Origin of the sequence: Actinoplanes sandaracinus (genome assembly GCF_030009775.1) — a bacterium.
Taxonomy (GTDB): domain Bacteria; phylum Actinomycetota; class Actinomycetes; order Mycobacteriales; family Micromonosporaceae; genus Actinoplanes; species Actinoplanes sandaracinus.
In genome coordinates, this window is record NZ_JASCTH010000032.1 from 17224 (window position 1) to 34608 (window position 17385).

Here is a 17385-nt window from a genome sequence, read left to right on the forward strand (position 1 = left end):
CCCTGTACGTCGTACTTGTACGTTGTACATGTACCTCGTACATGAGACCTGTACCTTGTATGGTTGTCAAGTGACGGGTGATCGACTGACCAGAGCCTCGGTGGCCGACCGGGCGCTGCGCCTCGCCGACGAGGAGGGGCTGGACGCGGTCACCATCCGCCGCCTCGCCAAGGAGCTGGGGGTCACTCCGATGGCCCTCTACTGGCACTTCAAGAACAAGGACGAGCTGCTGCTCGGCGTGATCGATCACGTGCTCAGCCACGTCCGGGCCGACGCGTCCGCCGGCGACCCCTGGCAGAAACGGCTACGCACCGTCGTCGAGACCGTGGTGGGCGTGATGCGCGAGCACCCCTCGCTGCCGGGGCTGCTGCAGGTGGTCGACAAGACGCAGGCGGAGAGTTTCAGCAGAGCGACGAACGACACTCTCGCCCTGCTGTCCGATGCCGGCTTCACCGTCGAGGAGGGGTACTGGGTCGCCACGTACCTTCTGAACGGCGCCATCGGCCTGGTGTCCGGGCAGCCGGGATGCCCGCCCGGCACGCCGGCGGGAGAGGCCGGGGAGTGGCTTCGCCGCAAACGCGTCCAGCTCGCGACCCTGCCCGCCGACCGGTTCCCCATGATGATCGAGTACGCGAGCTCGCTGCGCGACGAGCCGGACCTCGACCGCTACTACGCGTTCAGCGTGGACCTGCTGATCGCGGGCGTCGAGGCGATGGCCGCCTCCCGCTGACCCTCGCGTGAACGAAGCCCTGCCGGCGCCGGCGGGGCGTGCTCCCTTCTCGGACCGGCACCCGCATTGAGTGCACCTTTTTGCAGCAGGAACTCAAGGTCTTCCAGTTCGTGAAAGAAGTTGCTAGCTTTCGCGACATGTGAACGCGGGATTACCAACTCGCTAACCCCGCATCTGCTCCGCAACACCGCCGTCCCCGAGGTGGTTGGAGGCCCCGTGTCCCGGACACTCCGCCGAGCGCTGGCCGCGCTCTGCGCCGTACCCCTGCTCCTCACCGATCCGCCGGCCGCGCGCGCGGCTAGCACGGCGACCGTCCAGCACCCCGCACCAGCCGGCGGCGAGATGCTCGGCGGCGACCCGCGCAAGGACAGCATCTACTTCGTCCTCACCGCCCGATTCAACGACGGCGACGCCGGCAACAACCGTGGCGGCAGCCAGCACACCAGGTCCGGCAACGCCGCGGGCGACGACCCGATGTTCCGGGGCGACTTCAAGGGCCTGGTCGACAGACTCGACTACATCAAGGCGCTCGGCTTCTCCGCGGTCTGGATCACGCCGGTCGTGCTGAACCGGTCCGACTACGACTACCACGGCTACCACGGCTACGACTTCTACGAGGTCGACCCGCGACTGGAGTCGGACGGCGCGTCCTATCAGGACCTCATCGACGCCGCCCACGCCAAGGGCCTGAAGATCTATCAGGACGTGGTCCTCAACCACACCTCACGCTGGGGGGCCGACGGGCTGTTCACGCCGACCGTCTACGGCACGCGGGACGACGAGTGGAAGTGGCTCTACAGCGAGAAGACGGCCGGGAAGACCTACGACCCGCTGGACGAGCACGCCGGTGACGACCCCACCATGACCGCGGCGCAGAACGCGCTCGCCAAGGGCCGTCCCTACAACGGCGACCTGTGGAGCGGCACCGCACCGGCGGGGAACACCTGCCCGAACTACGGCGCCGCGACCGGGGCCAGGAGCCCCGAGGGATACACGCTCTACCACTGCCAGTGGCCGTCGCCGACTACCAGGATGTTCCCGTCGACGCTGTTCCACCAGTGCTGGATCGGCAACTGGGAGGGCGAGGACGCACGCTCCTGCTGGCTGCACGAGGATCTGGCCGACCTGAACACCGAGAACGCCGCCGTGCAGGAGTACCTGATCGGGGCGTACAAGAAGTACATCGACATGGGCGTGGACGGCTTCCGCGTCGACACCGCCGTGCACATCCCGCGGGTCACCTGGAACCGGCGGTTCCTCCCGGCCTTCCAGCAACACCTCACCGCGAAGTACGGCGCCGGCAAGGCCGGCGACTTCTACATCTTCGGCGAGGTCGCCGCGTTCGTGCACGACAAGTGGAACCGTGGCTCGGTCAACCACTCCGCGCAGTTCTTCACCTGGAAAGAGCGGGCGACCTACGCGGCCGATGACGTGACGGCGGCTCGGGAGCAGTTCGACCACGAGAACAATCTGGGTACGGGGAACCAGCCCACCAGCACCAACGCGTTCCTGTCGGGCAACAGTCACCACGCGCCCGATCACAGCAGGTTCTCCGGCATGAACATCATCGACATGCGGATGCACATGAACTTCGGTGACGCGTCCAACGCCTTCCGCAACGGCAAGGACTCCGACGACTCGGTGAACGACGCCACGTACAACGTCGTCTACGTCGACTCGCACGATTACGGCCCCAACAAGTCGTCGGTCCGTTACGCCGAAGGCACCGACGCCTGGGCCGAGAACATGACCCTGATGTGGACGTTCCGCGGCATCCCGGCGCTGTACTACGGCTCGGAGATCGAGTTCAAGGCAGGCCAGCGGATCGACTGTGGTCCGTCGTGCCCGCTCGAGACCACCGGCCGCGCTTATTACGGCAGCCACCTCGCCGGCAGTGTCACCGCCAGTGACTTCGGTGTCGTCGGCTCGGCCAGCGGAACCGTCGCCACCACGCTGTCCCGGCCGCTGGTCAAGCATCTGCAGAGGCTCAACCTGATCCGCCGGGCGGTGCCGGCCCTGCAGATGGGCCAGTACTCGACCGAGGGCGTCAGCGGCGGCATGGCCTACAAGCGCCGCTACACCTCGGGCGACGTCGACAGCTTCGCCCTGATCACCGTCTCGGGCGGCGCCACCTTCAGCGGCATCCCGAACGGTGCCTATGTCGACGCCGTCACCGGCGACACCAGGACCGTCACGGGGGGCTCCCTGACCGTGGACCTCAACGCGAAGGGCAACCTCCGCGTGTACGTCCTCTCCACCAGCGCCGATCCGGCGCCGGGCAAGGTCGGCGCCGACACCGCCTACCTGAGGTGATCTCTCCTCCGGCATGACCGATCCCCCGAGCGCCGACCGGGCCCCCACCCGGTCGGCGCGCCCCGTCCCCGGCCCGGCGCCACTCGCCGGGCCGCATCCGTCCCGCGCGTCTCACCGCACGCTTCCCCGGCCCGGACCGGCGCTCCTCGCCGCCGGTCCGTGACCGTCCCGCGGGGTTCTGCCGGGCCGGGCCCTTCTGATCAGGCGCCGACCAGGTGGGCCACCGCCTGTGCCGCATCGGGATAGGTGGTGAGCAGGCCCGCCGCGGCCACGTCCGCGGCGGGCGCCGCCCCGGCCGGGACGGGCGACCAGCCGCCCGCACAGCCGAGCATCGACGCGACCGCATCGGCCGCCGCCCGGTTCCCCACCAGCAGGGCGGCGGCCGCACCCGCCGGGCCGGAGAGGCCGGTCGCGCCGGACAGGCCGGCGACGGTGGGACGGCTCACCGCAGCGCCGCTCCACGGTGGGGTCCACGAGTCCAGGGCGGCGAGCGTGGCCGGGAAGGTGCGGCCCGCCTCCCTGGTCAGGACCGGAACCAGCTCGGCGGCCTGCTCCTTCAAAGTGACGAGCAGGGTCGGCAGCCACGGCAGCAGGATCCGGTCGGGAAGGCGGCCGAACGCCTTCGACAGGATCTCGACGACGAACGGCGCCAGTCGCGGAACCGGCTCGCACGCCTGCACGAAGCCCGCGACGTACTGCGGGAACGCCGGCACCACGAGCGGGTTGCCGAGCAACTCGTCGGCCCGCTCGCGGAGCTCGGCCATCGGCAGCTCGCCGAGCTGGTACCGGGCCGCCCAGAGCAGGGCGACCTTCGCCGGGGACTCCGGATGTGACTGCCGGACCGCCAGTTCCAACTGGGTCCGGTCGCAGCCGAGCGACAGGGCCAGGCTCTCCATGCTGAACAGGAAGCCCAGCATCGCCCCGACCTGGCGCACCCCGGTCTCCTCCGCCACGAACGAGGTCGGCAGGAGTGTGCAGTAGTGGGCGTATCCCCCGGTGACGAATCGCTCGCACCAGGCGGGCAGCGCCGGCAGGGTGACCCGGTAGTAGCCGAGCAACCGCCGGATCCGCCGCAGGACCGCGGGCGCCTCGTCCACCGTCCGCTCGGCCGCCAGCAGCTCGACCGCCCGGTTGCCGAGTTCGTCGGTGAGCCGCGGGCTGCGCAGGAAGAGCAGCGAGTTCTCGACCGCCTTGAGGGCGGACGCCGCGGTCGCGTCCGCGCTCCACGCGTCCCGTCGCAGCCGCTGTTCGAGCACCTGCTCGACGGTGACGCCCTCATAGCCCAGCTCGATGATCGACCGCTGGTGGCGGCCGAGATCAAGGTCCCAGCTCTCCTGAATGTGCTTCTCGCCGAGCCGGCGGGAGCCCATGATCGGGCGGACCGCCGGGCCGGGCAGCAGGTAACGCAGCATCCAGAGCAACTGGGAGCAGGCGGCCAGCTCGGGCTGGGCGGCCAGGTCGAGCAGCGCCCGCTGGACGGCCCGCTGCTCCAGGTTGAGGCCGAGCGGGGCGAGCCGGTCGAGCACGTCACGGGCCAGCGGGGGCAGAGACTCGTAACCGACCTGGCCGATCCGGTCGCCGCCGAGCAGGATCTCGCAGAGCCGGCCCACGTCGCGCCGGCCGGGCACGGTGTCCTTCTCGATACAGGTGACCGCGGCGTCCTGGAAGTCGTACGGCGTCGGCCGTGCCCGCCCTCGCATGCCCGCCAGCAGCACCGACGTCTCGAACACCGCGATCGCGTCGGCGGTGCTGGCCAGGTAGCCGTTGCGCCGGGCGAGCCGGACGATGTCGACGCACCAGCCGCGCAGCTCCTCCTCGTCCAGGCCGTTCAGGGCGACCGCGCCGGACAGGTAGCCGGTGAGGTGGTCGGTGACCGGCACGGCCCCGATCGCCGGCGGCGGGGGCGGCGTTTTCGCCTTCTTCTTGCCGGAGCTCTTCTGCCCTTGCAGCCGGAACGGCGTGAGCCAGTTGCGGCTCAGGTTCTTCTGCCAGGTCGCGGCCGCGATCGAGACCGAGCCGGGAGCCAGCCCGAACTGCGCCTCGATCGCCGAGTGGCTGGACGGGATCAGACCGTAGAGCCAGTTCGTCGCGGTCCGTGGACTGATCGCGAAGTCCGGCGCCGACGGGTCGGAGCCGGCTTCCGGCACCCGGCTGGCGGCGTGGAAGGCGCCGCAGATGTAGATGCAGTCCGCCCGGTCCGCTCCGGACGCGGCGAGGTGCTCGCGGATGCGCGTCCACATGTAGCGCTCGCGGTCCTCGTCGCCGGCGAACCGCCGGGTGTCGTGCGGGGCCAGCCGCCGGAACAGGCTGCCGATCAACACCATGACCTGCCGGTACGTGTCGTGGTCGGCCCCGGCGAGGGGCTGTTCGACATATTGGTCCCACCACTCGGACCAGTGCCGGACCCGGCCGTGGTGCAGCAGGTGCTCCTCCAGCTCGGCGAACCGGGGCCGTAGATCACCGATCTCCACGCCGACCGCGTCGCCGTGCAGGTCCCGCTCGTGCTCGGTGTCCTCGGGCTCGTCGGTCTCGTGCCGGTGGCCCGGCTCCGGCTGCCATTGGAAGACGTGGTCGGTGGACCGGTCCACCAGGACCAGCTCGACGCCCGGCGTCTCCAGCGCGTAGGCGATCGCCTGGTACTCCGCGGACGCCTCGGTGATCGGCGCGATCACGCTGAGCGGCGCGGACTCCTGCGGGAAGCCGTCCAGCTCGGCGGCGAACGCCTGCAGCGCCACCGGCAGCCGGCAGTTGCGCAGCTCGGTGAGGAGCGGGCCGAGATCCTCACAGAGTTCCAGATAGATGACCTTCGGCTGTTTGAGGCGCAGCCGCCGGACCATGGCGAGTGCCGAGGCCGGCGAGTGGTGGCAGACCGGGAAGATCTCCAGCGGCTCCCGGAGCGCGTGATCGACGTCGTCGACCATGCCGGCGAGGATGCCCGGCAGAGCGGCCGGGCCGCCCGCGAGCGCCTCGGCCGCGCCCAGGAGCTGCGCCCGCAGCGCGCTGAACGGGCCGCCTCCCACAGCGCTTTCCCCGGCGGGGCCGCTCACCGCAGCGCCGCTCACGACAGAGCCGCTCACCGCAGCGCCGCTCACGACAGAGCCGCTCACCGCAGCGCCGCTCACCGCAGCCCCGCTCGCCGCAGCGCCACTCAAGACAGGGTGGCGATCGCCTGGCGACCGCCCTCCAGGAAGCCGTTCCACTCGCCGCCGTGGTCCTTGCTGCGCGGCTCGACCACGCCGTGCCAGTACTTGTTGAGGATGGCGAGGTCTTCCGGGCTGCGCCGGGCCAGCGACCCGACCAGGGACCCGGCGAGCGTCTCGGCGGTCAGCTCACGGGCTCCGAAGAAGTTGCTGTGCAGGATCGCGTCTTCCAGGACACCGATCTGCTCGGCGGTGGAGAGCGCCGACTCCAGTTTCTCGTCGTCACTGGTGGCCGAGGCGGCGGCGGCCCGCAGGTCGGCGAAGCTCTGCAGCAGAACGTCGAGCAGGGTGGGCGGCACCTCCAGCTCGATGTTGTGCCGGCGCAGCAGTTCCTCGGTGCGGAACCGGACGATCTCGGCCTCGCTCTTCTTGTTGGTCACCACCGGGATGCGGACGAAGTTGAAGCGCCGCTTGAGCGCGGAGGAGAGGTCGTTGACGCCGCGGTCACGGCTGTTGGCGGTCGCGATGATCGAGAAGCCGGGCTTGGCGAAGACGATGTTGTCGTCGTCCAGCTCGGGGATCGAGACGTACTTCTCGGAGAGGATCGAGATCAGCGCGTCCTGCACGTCGCTGGTGGACCGGGTCAGCTCCTCGAAACGGCCGATCACGCCGCCCTCCATCGCCGTCATGATCGGCGACGGGATCATCGAGGACCGGGACTGACCCTTGGCGATGACCATCGAGACGTTCCACGAGTATTTGATGTGGTCCTCGGTGGTGCCGGCGGTGCCCTGCACGACCAGGGTGGAGTTGCGGCTGATCGCGGCGGCGAGCAGCTCGGCCAGCCAGCTCTTGCCGGTGCCGGGGTCACCGATCAGGAGCAGGCCGCGGTCGGAGGCCAGGGTGACGATGGACCGCTCGACGAGGCTGCGGTCACCGAACCACTTCTGGCTGATCTCGCGGTCCAGGCCGTCGGCGCGCTCGGAGCCGAGGATGAACAGGCGCACCATCTTGGGGCTGAGCCGCCAGGAGAACGGCTTGGGGCCGTCGTCGACCGACTCGAGCCAGTCCAGTTCCTCGGCGAACTTGACCTCGGCGGGGGCGCGCAGCATCTCAGTCATTGCGGGAGATCTCCTCAGTCGCGAACAAGTCGTGGATCATGCGATGAAGTTCTTGAGCTCGACGACGAGCTTCTGGATGCGGCCGGAGACGACCGGGGTGCCCAGGTCCTTGAAGCGCTGACGGAACCACGGGTTCACGTTCTGCGTGCCGGAGCTGTTCACCGAGCCGACCGGGATGAAGCGGACCCCGGAGCGGTGCACCGCCTCGATGCCCTCGAACAGCGGCTGGGACCGGTCGAACTCGTAGAAGTCGGAGATCCACACCATCACCGTGTTGCGGGGATCGGTGATCTTCGGGCGGGCCATCGCCATCGCGACCGGCCCGTCGTTCCCACCGCCGAGGTCGGTGCGGAGCAAGACCTCGAACGGGTCGTGCACCCAGGGGGTGAGGTCCAGGGCCCGGGTGTCGTAGGCGATCAGGTGCACGTCCACCTTGGGCAGTCCCGCGAAGATCGAGGCGAGGATCGTGCAGTTGACCATCGAGTCGACCATCGACCCGGACTGGTCGACCACCACGATCAGCCGGGCCGGTGTGACCCGCTTGGCGGTCTGCCGGTAGAACAGCCGGTCGACGTAGAGGCGCTCGTCCTCCGGGTTCCAGTTCGGCAGGTTCTTCCAGATGGTGCGGTCGAGATCGAGGTTGCGGAACACCCGTTTCGGCGGGATCGACCGGTCCACCGTGCCGGCGCTGGCCTGGGCCACCTGGGTGCGCAGCACCTCGGCCACCTCGTCGACGAAGCGCTTGATCAGAGCCTTGGCGTTGGCCAGGGCGACCCCGTCGAGGTTGCGTTTGTCCCGCAGGAGCTGCTCGATCAGCGACATGCTCGGGGTGAGCTGCTTGGCGAGCCGGGGGTCGGCCAGCACCTCGCGCAGCTCCATCCGCTTGACCAGGTCGCCCTCGATGCCGGCGAGCACCGGGCCGAGGCCGGCGTGTTCCCCGGCGTCGGCGGCACGGCCGCGCAGCCGCCCGGGCTCACAGCCGAGCGCCCGCTCGAACCAGGCCGCGTCGGCCTGCCAGCCGGCGAGCTGACCGGCGGTCACGTTGCCGGAGCCGGTGCCGAAGACGTTGAGCAGCACCTTGGAGACCAGCGCGGCCCGGCGCACCTCACCGTCACGGTCGTCACCGGTGGGCGCCATCAGGCCGTCGAACTCGGCTTCCAGATGCGGGAACCGCTGCACCACGTTGTCGACCGAGACCGACGGGTCGAGCAGAGCCGCGGGCAGGCCCAGGTCGTCGACGACGGCGACGCTCGCGGACTCCAGCGCCGCCTGCTCCTCGGGATCGAAGAGCCGGGCCAGAAGACGCCAGTAGAGCGCCTGCCGCCGGTGCTCCGCGGTGGCGGTGGCGGTGGCGGTGGAATCCGCCGCTTCCGCCGGGCTGATCGGGTCAGTGGTCATCGCCGCAGCAGCCTTCCCGCGCGTTCCCGCAGCACCTCGACGGCGGTGCCGGCGGTGGCCTCGGCCTTGGCCGCCTTGGCCTCGGTGGGGCCGAGAGCCCAGTCGGCCGTGTGCACGGTGACCGGCTTCTTCCGGACCGTGGCCTGCACGGCGAGCGGCTGCACCGCCCAGCGGCCGCCGTCCCAGCGGAGCAGCCCCAGGCAGGCGGTGGACGCGGCGACCAGGGCCGGGGTCAGCGGCCCGGCCTCGGGGAGCCGATCGGAGTCGACGGCGAGGGTCACGCCGCCCAGGTCGAACGAGCCTTCCCCGGCCGTGTAGCCCTCCAGCAGGACCGGCTCGGCGATCGCGGCCGGATGGCGGTCGAGCGGGGCCACCGCCGGAGCGGACACTCCACCGAGCCGGACCCGGGCCGCCGCGAACGGGTCGGCCGGCTCGCCGACCGCCGCCCGCGACTCGTCCCAGAGCAGGTCGCCGCCCGGGGTGAGCGGCATGCCGGACAGCTCCACCACCCGCTGCCCGGCCAGCGCGGCCCGGAACACCGGGAACGCGGACAGCATCCGCCAGGCGGACGGGCCGCTGATCGTGTCGACCTTGGCCGCGGCCACGCTCGTGCGAACCAGGCGCACTCCCCCACCGGGCGACTCCAGGAGCCCGTGCGCCTGGGCCCGGAAGACCGTGGGGTGCTCGTGCAGGTCGACGCCGAGCAGCAGGAACCGGCCGTCGGCCGGGGCGGCCTCGTGAGCGGGAAAGGTCTCCTGGGAGAGCAGCACCGCCCGCGACCAGAGGTCGGCCCAGCGGCGCACCGGGACCCGGTCGAGCGTCGCGACCGGGGCGGCGCAGCGCAGCTCGGCGGAGAACCCGTCGAGCAGCACGGCGAGGCGGCGGCCGGCCGGATCGGCGAGCAACGCGCTCACGACCTGGGCGCCGCCGTTCGCCAACTCGTGATCGACCCCGCGCCACCCGGCGATGGCCAGCTCACGCAGCCAGGACCGGCCGCCGGCCAGCACCTGCCCGGAGTGGGCCGGGCCGGCCGGTGCGGCCCACGGCTCACGGACCCGGCCGAGCGCCTCGTCGAGGCCGGCGAGCAGGGCGTCGTGCACGGCCCCGGTGAGCGCGGACCGGGCGCCGGCCAGCACCGCCACATGATCGTCGGTGACCGTGCCCGCGACGACCTTTCCGATCGAGTCGCTGACCCGGCCGGCCAGTGGTGAGCCGGTGAAGGCGGCGGCGAACGACTCCAGGGCGGCGGCACGGTCCTCGTCGATCCGGGCGAGGCCGTGCACCAGGGCGTCGTCGAGGCCGTCGATCAGGGCGAGGGCCTCGTCGAGGCCGGCGGGACGGGACCGCAGGGCGTCGGCCAGCATCAGCGCACCGCCCCGGCGGCCGGGAACCACTGCAGCTCGGGCAGCGGATCGGCGGTGGGCGGCACCTCGAGGTAGGCGAGGTGGCGCAGGAACCCGCTGAACACCTCGGCGGCCCGGTTGGGGGCGGTCGTGGTGTGCAGGCCGGACCACAGGTCGCCGGCTCCGTCGGGCAGTGTCACCCGCAGGTATCGGGCGACGCGGTCCAGGCCGTACTGCGCGACGGCGGCCTCGGCCAGGGCGCGCAGGTGGTTGCAGGCCCGGGTGCCGCCGGAGAGGCCACCACACGGCCGGTTGTTGTTGGTGTTGCAGCTCAGGCCGTGGTCACCCGCGGTGATGGACGAGACGTAGACGCGCTCGACGTCGGACCCGCTGGAGACCACGCCTTGCAGACGGCCCTCGGACAGCTCCACGAACGGCACCTTGGCCAGCTTGCGGGGCCGCACGGGCGCTATGACGGGCGCTGCGCTGCGCCGCTCATAGGCGTCGCTCTCACTGGTCACAACAGACCTCCTCAGAACCAGGTGCGGAAGTTCTATCCCACGGGTACGACAAAACCGCGCCGGTCCAGGTGGTGGCACGGGGCCGGGCTTTTCGCGTACACCCGCGCATGATCCTCAGGACGGTCGGCGGCGAGCCGGCCGGGGAGGGGAACGCCCGTCAGCCGGGCGAGCCGGCCAGGCGCTCACGCACCCCGGCCGCGTCGGGGTGGTCCAGTGAATCCAGGATCCGGAGCGCCCGCTGCCAGCTCTCGCGGGCCGCGGCGACCTCACCCTGGGCCAGGTACGTGGCGCCGAGCCGTACCGCCATGTCGGCTTCGTGATAGTGGTCGCCCAGTTCGGCGTGCAGTTCGATGCCTTCCCGGTAGTGCTCGGCGGCCAGGTCGTACCGGCCGAGGCCGTGGAACGCGACGCCCAGGGTGTCCAGGGTGGCGGAGAGCCCCACCCTGTCCTCGGCCTTGCGTTGCAGTTCCAGGGCCTCCGCGCATTTCTCCAGCGCCTGCCGGTGTTCGCCGAGCCCGGCGAGCAGGTGGCCCGCCATGTTCAGCGCGAAGCCGAGCACGACCGGATGGTCGGCTCGGCGGGCCAGGGCGATCGCCCGCTCGGTGTATTCCAGTCCCTGCGAGCCGCGGCCCTGGAGGTCGCGGGCCCAGGCCGTCAGATAGAGACAGTGCGCCGCCCGGGCGGTGTCGCCGAGCCCGAGGTACAGGTCGTTGGCCTGCTCCAGATGGGCGAACGCGTCATCGGGACGGCCGAGTTGGAGATAGCCGTTGGCGGCGACCCGATGGGAGAACGCCTGAGCGCCGCGGTCCCCGATCCGGCGCGCGGCTTCGAGCGCGGTGGTCTGCACGGTCACCCACTCCCGCCAGTCACCGTTGCGATCGAGGAACTCCCCCATGCCCCAGGCGAGCTGCCAGGCTTCCCGATCCCTTCCGGTACGCACGGCGAGCTCGAAGACGGCGAGCAGTACCCGGATCTCGGCGGCGAACCAGGCCAGTCCCGTCGTCTCGTCGTCGCACGGGGCCACGGTGGCGGGGCGGTCGCCGGCCGGCAGTTCCATCGCCGCCCGGAACGGGTTGATCGCGGTGCCGGCGGCGTGCGCGCCGTGGACGAAGTGGACGATGAGCCGGTCCTGCGCCGCCTGCCGGTCCTGCGGGGTGTCGAGCTCCTCCCCCAGCTCGGTGGCGTAGGCCCGCAGCAGGTCGTGCAACGCGTACCGGCCCGGCCGGTGCTCGATCAGCAGTTGGGCCCGGGTGAGCCGGGCGAGCTCGCGCTGTGCCGTGGCCGGTGTCGTCCCGGCCAGGGCCGCCGCGGCGGGTTCGGTGATCTCCGGACCCGGGTGCGGACCGAGCGCCCGGAACATCCGCCGGGCCGCCACCGGCAGGGAGTCGTACGAGTAGGAGAACGCGGCCCGAACGTCGGTGCTCACGTCGTCGCTGTGCATCGCGTCCAGCCCACCGGCGGTCCGGGCGAGCTGGGCCGCGATGTCGGCCAGTGAGAACGACGGGTTGACGGCGCTGCGGGCGGCGACCACGGCCAGGGCGAGCGGCAGCCCGCCGCAGGCGGTGATGATGCGCCCCGCCGCGGCGCTCTCCCCGGCGATCCGGCCCGCCCCGAGACGCTGGGCCAGCAGGGCGCGAGCCCCCTCGTCGTCGAGGGGGCGCAGCGGCAGCGGGTGCGCGGCCTCCGCGACGACCAGGCCGGTCAGCTCCCGTCTGCTGGTGAGCACGGCCAGGCAGCCGCCGGGCGGCAGCAGCGGCCGGACCTGCTCGGCGTCGGCGACGTTGTCCAGCACGACCAGCACCCGCCGGCCGGTCAGGGTCGTCCGGTACAGCCGTTCCGCGGCGTCCGTCTCCGCCGGGACGCGGTCACCCAGCACGCCCAGCGATCCGAGCAGCTGACGCAGCGCCTCGCCGGTGGTCATGACGCGCCCGGGATGGAAGCCGCGCAGATTGAGGTAGAGCTGACCGTCGGGGAACCGGTCGGCGACGCGATGGGCCCAGTGCAGGGCCAGGCTGGTCTTGCCGACCCCGGCCATGCCGCTGATCACGATCGGACGGCCGGGGGCCAGGTGTTCGTCCATCCGCGACAGCTCCGCCGCGCGGGCGACGAACATCGGCTGCGGTGACGGCAGGTCGTGGGGCACCGGCTCGGCCCGCCGCGCCGGGACGGTGGCGCGTCGGCGGTGGTCCTCGAGCCGGTCCCGGGCCGTGGCCAGCGCGCCCTGCTCGGCCGACGTGGCGCCGAGAATCCTGATCAGGCTGTCGAACCGATCGGTCGGCGGCAGGACCCGGCCGGCGAAATATTCTCCGACGACGCCGTGCGACCAGCCGGCACGCTCGGCGATCTCGCGATAGGTCAGCTGTCTTCACGGCCCGTGGTTTAGCGCTCCTCGCCGTGGGGGTACAGCGTCGCCGCTCTCCCCCACATCAAGGAGTGAACATGTCCATCCAGGGACTTTTCTATATCATCGCCGTCATTCTGCTGGTCGTGGCGGCGCTGCCGATCACCACCCGCGGGATCAACCTGGCGCTGCTCGGAGCGGCCTTCGCGCTGCTCGGCTACTCGTGGGACACGATCACCGCCTGAGCGTCCTGATGCCCACGCCGCCGCGTGGTGGTCGATACCTCCCCTGTGGACGACCACGCGGCGGCGTTCCGATCTCGCCCCGGCCCGCGTCGCACGAGACGCCGATGACGGCGAAGGCCCCTGCGAGGGCGAAAGGCCTTGCGGGACTGACCCCGTCCTTGACCGCGCGTTCCGAGCCGAGTTGAGCTGGGTGACAGCGGCCACATCAAGAGTTTCGCAGCGCCGCGGTCAGGGACTACGCCTAGCACAACATTGCTTGAAGAGATCGATTGATGGCGCTCCGTGACGGTTCGGCTTGACGACTCCTGTAAGCAGTTGCAGGATTCGATGGCTACTTGCAATCGCCGCAAGCGATCCCGTGCTCCATCGTCCGCCGGGAAGGGAAATGATGCAGCCCGCCACCCCGCTCATCACACCCCCCGTGGCCCGGCGAGCGAGTGTGCTTCTGCTCGCCGCCACGGCCGTCCTGCTCGCCGCCGCGACGCCGGCCGCCGCGGCCGGCACCACGGCGCCCGGCGCCCCGGACGGCGTCTCCGCGGAGGGGAACGGCCCCCTGAGCGTCTACTGGGCCACCGCTCCGAACGACGACGATGTCACCGCCTACCGGGTGTACCGCAACGGCCAACAGTTGGCCACGGTGCCCGGTGACGCCACCAGCTATCACGACCACGCGCTGACCGGCAGCACCTGGTACACCTACGGCGTGCAAGCGGTGGACGCCGCGGGCAACGCATCCCCGGTCGTCTCCGCCCCGCCGGTCACCTCCGCTCCCCTGCCTGCGCTTCCCCACCGACCGCAACGACACGGTCGAAGGCGTGCTGGAGGCGAACAAGCCGGTGCTGGTCGACTTCGCCGCCGACCGGCTGCCGCGATGCCGTAGCCAGTACGCCGGTGGCGACGCCTGGAGTATCGGTGTCGAATACCGCGTCGACGGCGGCCCGGTCCAGCGGCAGCCGGTCACGCGGCTGGACGAGAACCGCCGGCAGGCCAAGGCCCTGGCGGCGCTGAACCTGCCGCTCGGCGCCCGCGACCTGGAGCTGTGGTTCGTCGCCGGCGACCGCACCGGCTGCGTCGAATACGACTCCCGCTTCGGCGCGAACTACCGCTACACCATCGAGCAGCCCGCGCTCGTCTCGTTCCGCGCCGACTGGTCCGAGGAGTTGACCGGGCAGGTCCGCAAGAACCGGGCCCTCACGGTGCGATACGACATCGCACGCCTGCCGCAGTGCCGGGAGACCTACAACGGCATGCCGGCGTGGAGCATCGACGTCTTCTACCGCCTCGACGGCGGTCCCGTGCGGTCCGAGCCGCTGACCGACCCGAGCGGCCGAGCCACGCCGACGAACATCGACCTGTCGCCCACCACGGGCCGGGTGGAGATCTGGTTCCGCGTTCACGGCCAGCGCAGCGGCTGCACCGCGTACGACTCCGACAACGGCCGGAACTACGTCTTTCTGACGGCGTGACCGGCGGCGTCGACCTCGGCGGTTACAGCCGCCCCAGGGGGTATGCCGACGCCACCCTGACCGGCCCCACGGCGGCACGCCAGAGGAAGCCATTTTATTAGCGTTAACATTACTCATTACTGCCGACTAATATGAACTTTTAGCAGCGATGACCATGCGTCGTACGGATCAATATGGCCTCCTTCCCAAAAGCGGATAGTTATCGCTAACATCGGTGGCCGTGATGCACGGCGGGTTCTGGCCGGAGCATTTCCCCGTCGGCCCGCCGTCGCCGGCGCCATCCGCAGCAGCCACTTCCGCCATAGGAGGCAGTTCATGTATCCGTCCAGCGCCCGCCGCCGCCTGCCGCGCCGCGTCCTGACCGCGTTGCTGGCCCTCACCGCAAGCCTCGCCGCCGTGCCGCTCGCGTCGCCCGCGCACGCCGTCGCGGACGATCCCGTCTGTTACCGGGGACCCAGCCCGGCGGCCTACTACAAGATCACTAACGTGAAGACCGGCAAGTCACTGAACGTCGCCCGCAAGTCGAAGGCGGCCGGCGCGCCCGTCATCCAGTGGACGTACGCCGGTGGGACGAACGAGCAGTGGCGCGCCCTCTGCGTCGCCCCGTTCCAGTACAAGCTCGTGGCCCGGCACAGCGGGCTGGCCCTCGACCTGGCCGGGGGCGGAGCCGCCGCCGATGCCGCGGTGATCCAGAACCCCTACACCGAGGCCCCGAGCCAGAAGTGGGGCATCTGGCGTGCCGGCCAGTCCGGCGCCCTCGCCACGTTCCAGCTGTACAACCAGGGCACCGGCAAGGTCATCGACGCCGGCTCCGACGGCACCGCCCTGCGGCAGGCCGCCATCCAGGACGGCAACGAGAGCCAGGTGTGGACCTTCGAGGAGGTCGGTCCGGCCTGAGCCAGTGCCCGCCCCAGCACGACGCGCCGCCTGCCGTGAATCCATGGCAGGCGGCGCGTTCGGCGCGTGACGTCAGGAGAGAGCCACGCCGCTGTAGTAGTGACGCAGGATCGCCTGGTAGTTCTTGCCCGCGTTCGCGAGATCACGCGAGCCGTACTGCGACAGCCAGTTCCCGTTCTCCCAGGCACCGCACGCGGTCGTGGTCGCGCAGTAGTGCGCCCGCAGGATGTTGCCGTTGCGGGTCATCCGGGTCGACCAGGTGCTGTCCACCGCGGCGGACGTCGCCGCCACCGCCGACGACGGCCGGTAGACCTGGTCGTCGGTGTTGTCCTTGACGTCGTAGCACTGTCCGGCGGGGGTCTTCCGGGTCGAGTGCAGCGCCCAGTACCAGGCGTAGCTCTTGACCGCTACGGCGCCGGCCTCCAGCGAGGCGTCCGGCCAGCTCGTCACCCATTCGTTCGGGAGGACGTTCTTGACGTACGTCTTGAAGTCGACTCGGTCGACCCGTCCGAGACCGGCCCGGTAGACCAGGATGGTGCTCGGCGGCTTGCTGTGGGTGCCGTCGGTGCTGCAGCCCGTCTGCCCGCCCGAGCTCACCAGCTCGTGCGAGGCGTTGTTGTTCTTCAGCGTGGCGTTGAGGTTGCCCTTCGCCCCCGCCGCGAACGACTGGCTCGTACCGGCGAAGTTGCTGTTGAAGTAGACCTTCACGGTCTTGCCGGTGCGGTTCCAGACCGACGCGGCGTTGTTCTTCACGCACACGCCCTTGCCGTTGCCCTCGCCCTTGAAGTCGTAGCAGGACGGCTGGGTGGTGCCGTAGTCGTCCATCGACTCGGTGAAGTCCGAGATGGAGCCGGCCTGGCCACTGTTGTAGTAGTAGCAGAACTCGCCACTGTCGCAGTCCCCGTCGCGGTCCGCGGCGTAGGCCGCGCCCGGCGCCACCGCGACGCCGACGAACGCCGCCACCAGCACGGCCAGCATGGCCGGAACCCTTTTCAGCATGGTCATCCGTGGCCGCCGATCGGAAGAAGGTGCGAGCGCATGCCGGGTCACCAGCTGCTCGGGACGTAGGCCCAGCCCAGGTAGTCGGCGCGGTCCCGGAAGGTGTTGGTCTGGTAGACCGTCGGGCCGGTGCTGATGGCGCTGTTACCGCCGATGGAGAGCATGACGTGCCCCGCCGAGTCGGTGGACGTGAAGAACACGGCCGTTCCGGCGGGCGGCACCGAGCCGGTGTGGATGCGCCCGTTGTTCTTCTGCCACTGGTAGTGCGTCCGCGCCGTGGCGAACCGGCCGCTGGTGCCGAACGCCCGCTCCACGAACAGCTCGCACTCGCGGTTCCAGTCGGTGGCCCCGAGCCGTGCCCGCGCGAACGCGACGGCCTCGGACGCGCGCGGGTCGGCCGGGAAGCTGGTGCTGCCGCCGATGTCGTGCGAAGCGTTGTTGTTCTTCAGCGTGGCGTTGAGGTTGGCCTTCGCACCGTTCGCGAACGACTGGCTCGCTCCGCCGAAGTTGCTGTTGAAGTAGACCTTCACGGTCTTGCCGGTGCGGTTCCACACCGACGCGGCGTTGTTCTTCACGCACACGCCCTTGCCGTTGCCCTCGCCCTTGAACTCGTAGCAGGACGGCTGGGTCGCGCCGTAGTCGTCGATCGAGTCGTCGAAGTCCGAGATGGAGCCGGCCTGGCCGCTGTTGTAGTAGAAGCAGAACTCGCCACTGTCGCAGTCGCCGTCCCGGACCGCCGCCGACGCCGGGGAGCCGACGCTCAGGAGTGAAGTGGTCATGGCGAGCGCTGCGCCGACGACGGCAAGGCTCTTGCGGATGTTCATGGTGTCCTCTCGTGGACAGGGAGCGATGAAAGGGGGTTCGGTACGGT

General features: G+C 70.7%; 14 protein-coding genes. 6 read left to right on the top strand and 8 right to left on the bottom strand.

All coding sequences use genetic code 11. The annotated features are described in order from the left end of the window. The first annotated feature begins 70 nt into the window (after positions 1-70). Entirely contained in the window at positions 71-730 is a 660-nt protein-coding gene (locus QLQ12_RS37365) for a TetR/AcrR family transcriptional regulator (RefSeq protein ID WP_282765639.1), read from the top strand. Between the two features lie 216 nt (positions 731-946). After that, positions 947-3043, top strand: a complete 2097-nt coding sequence (locus QLQ12_RS37370) for an alpha-amylase family glycosyl hydrolase (RefSeq protein WP_282765640.1) — start codon at positions 947-949, stop codon at positions 3041-3043. A gap of 200 nt (positions 3044-3243) precedes the next feature. Here the strand turns inward: QLQ12_RS37370 and QLQ12_RS37375 are convergent, their stop codons facing one another. From QLQ12_RS37375 to QLQ12_RS37400, 6 genes are all read right to left on the bottom strand, one after another. Continuing rightward, a complete protein-coding gene (locus QLQ12_RS37375) occupies positions 3244-6063 on the bottom strand; it encodes a DUF5682 family protein (RefSeq protein WP_282765641.1) in 2820 nt (939 codons plus the stop codon). Positions 6064-6191: 128 nt separating this feature from the next. Next, entirely contained in the window at positions 6192-7304 is a 1113-nt protein-coding gene (locus tag QLQ12_RS37380; protein WP_282765642.1) for an ATP-binding protein, read from the bottom strand. 36 nt (positions 7305-7340) lie between these two features. Continuing rightward, positions 7341-8702 (bottom strand): VWA domain-containing protein, encoded by a 1362-nt coding sequence (locus QLQ12_RS37385; protein WP_282765643.1) that lies wholly within the window; start codon positions 8700-8702, stop codon positions 7341-7343. Beyond that, positions 8699-10066 (bottom strand): hypothetical protein, encoded by a 1368-nt coding sequence (locus QLQ12_RS37390; protein ID WP_282765644.1) that lies wholly within the window; start codon positions 10064-10066, stop codon positions 8699-8701. Before QLQ12_RS37390 ends, QLQ12_RS37385 begins: the two co-directional genes overlap by 4 nt. After that, positions 10066-10566, bottom strand: a complete 501-nt coding sequence (locus QLQ12_RS37395) for a hypothetical protein (RefSeq protein ID WP_282765645.1) — start codon at positions 10564-10566, stop codon at positions 10066-10068. Before QLQ12_RS37395 ends, QLQ12_RS37390 begins: the two co-directional genes overlap by 1 nt. A gap of 157 nt (positions 10567-10723) precedes the next feature. Then, entirely contained in the window at positions 10724-12709 is a 1986-nt protein-coding gene (locus QLQ12_RS37400) for an ATP-binding protein (RefSeq protein ID WP_282765646.1), read from the bottom strand. A gap of 296 nt (positions 12710-13005) precedes the next feature. On the opposite strand from QLQ12_RS37400, the gene QLQ12_RS37405 reads away from it, so the two are divergent. The 4 genes from QLQ12_RS37405 (at position 13006) to QLQ12_RS37420 (ending at position 15515) form a co-directional block, all read left to right on the top strand. Next, the gene (locus tag QLQ12_RS37405) at positions 13006-13152 is read left to right on the top strand and encodes a hypothetical protein (protein ID WP_282765647.1); all 147 of its coding nucleotides are present in this window, start codon (positions 13006-13008) and stop codon (positions 13150-13152) included. Between the two features lie 385 nt (positions 13153-13537). Then, a complete protein-coding gene (locus tag QLQ12_RS37410; RefSeq protein WP_282765648.1) occupies positions 13538-14032 on the top strand; it encodes a fibronectin type III domain-containing protein in 495 nt (164 codons plus the stop codon). Then, positions 13968-14618 (top strand): DUF6209 family protein, encoded by a 651-nt coding sequence (locus QLQ12_RS37415; RefSeq protein WP_282765649.1) that lies wholly within the window; start codon positions 13968-13970, stop codon positions 14616-14618. Before QLQ12_RS37410 ends, QLQ12_RS37415 begins: the two co-directional genes overlap by 65 nt. Positions 14619-14933: 315 nt before the next feature. Continuing rightward, positions 14934-15515 carry an RICIN domain-containing protein gene (locus QLQ12_RS37420; protein ID WP_282765650.1) on the top strand — a complete coding sequence of 194 codons (582 nt, stop codon included), beginning with the start codon at positions 14934-14936 and terminating at the stop codon, positions 15513-15515. Positions 15516-15587: 72 nt separating this feature from the next. On the opposite strand, the gene QLQ12_RS37425 is transcribed toward QLQ12_RS37420, so the two are convergent. Both QLQ12_RS37425 and QLQ12_RS37430 read right to left on the bottom strand, forming a co-directional pair. Then, on the bottom strand, positions 15588-16514 hold the full coding sequence (locus tag QLQ12_RS37425; RefSeq protein ID WP_282765651.1) for a SpoIID/LytB domain-containing protein: 927 nt from the start codon (positions 16512-16514) through the stop codon (positions 15588-15590). A 47-nt stretch (positions 16515-16561) separates the two neighbouring features. Beyond that, on the bottom strand, positions 16562-17338 hold the full coding sequence (locus QLQ12_RS37430) for a peptidase inhibitor family I36 protein (RefSeq protein WP_282765652.1): 777 nt from the start codon (positions 17336-17338) through the stop codon (positions 16562-16564). Positions 17339-17385: the final 47 nt, after the last annotated feature.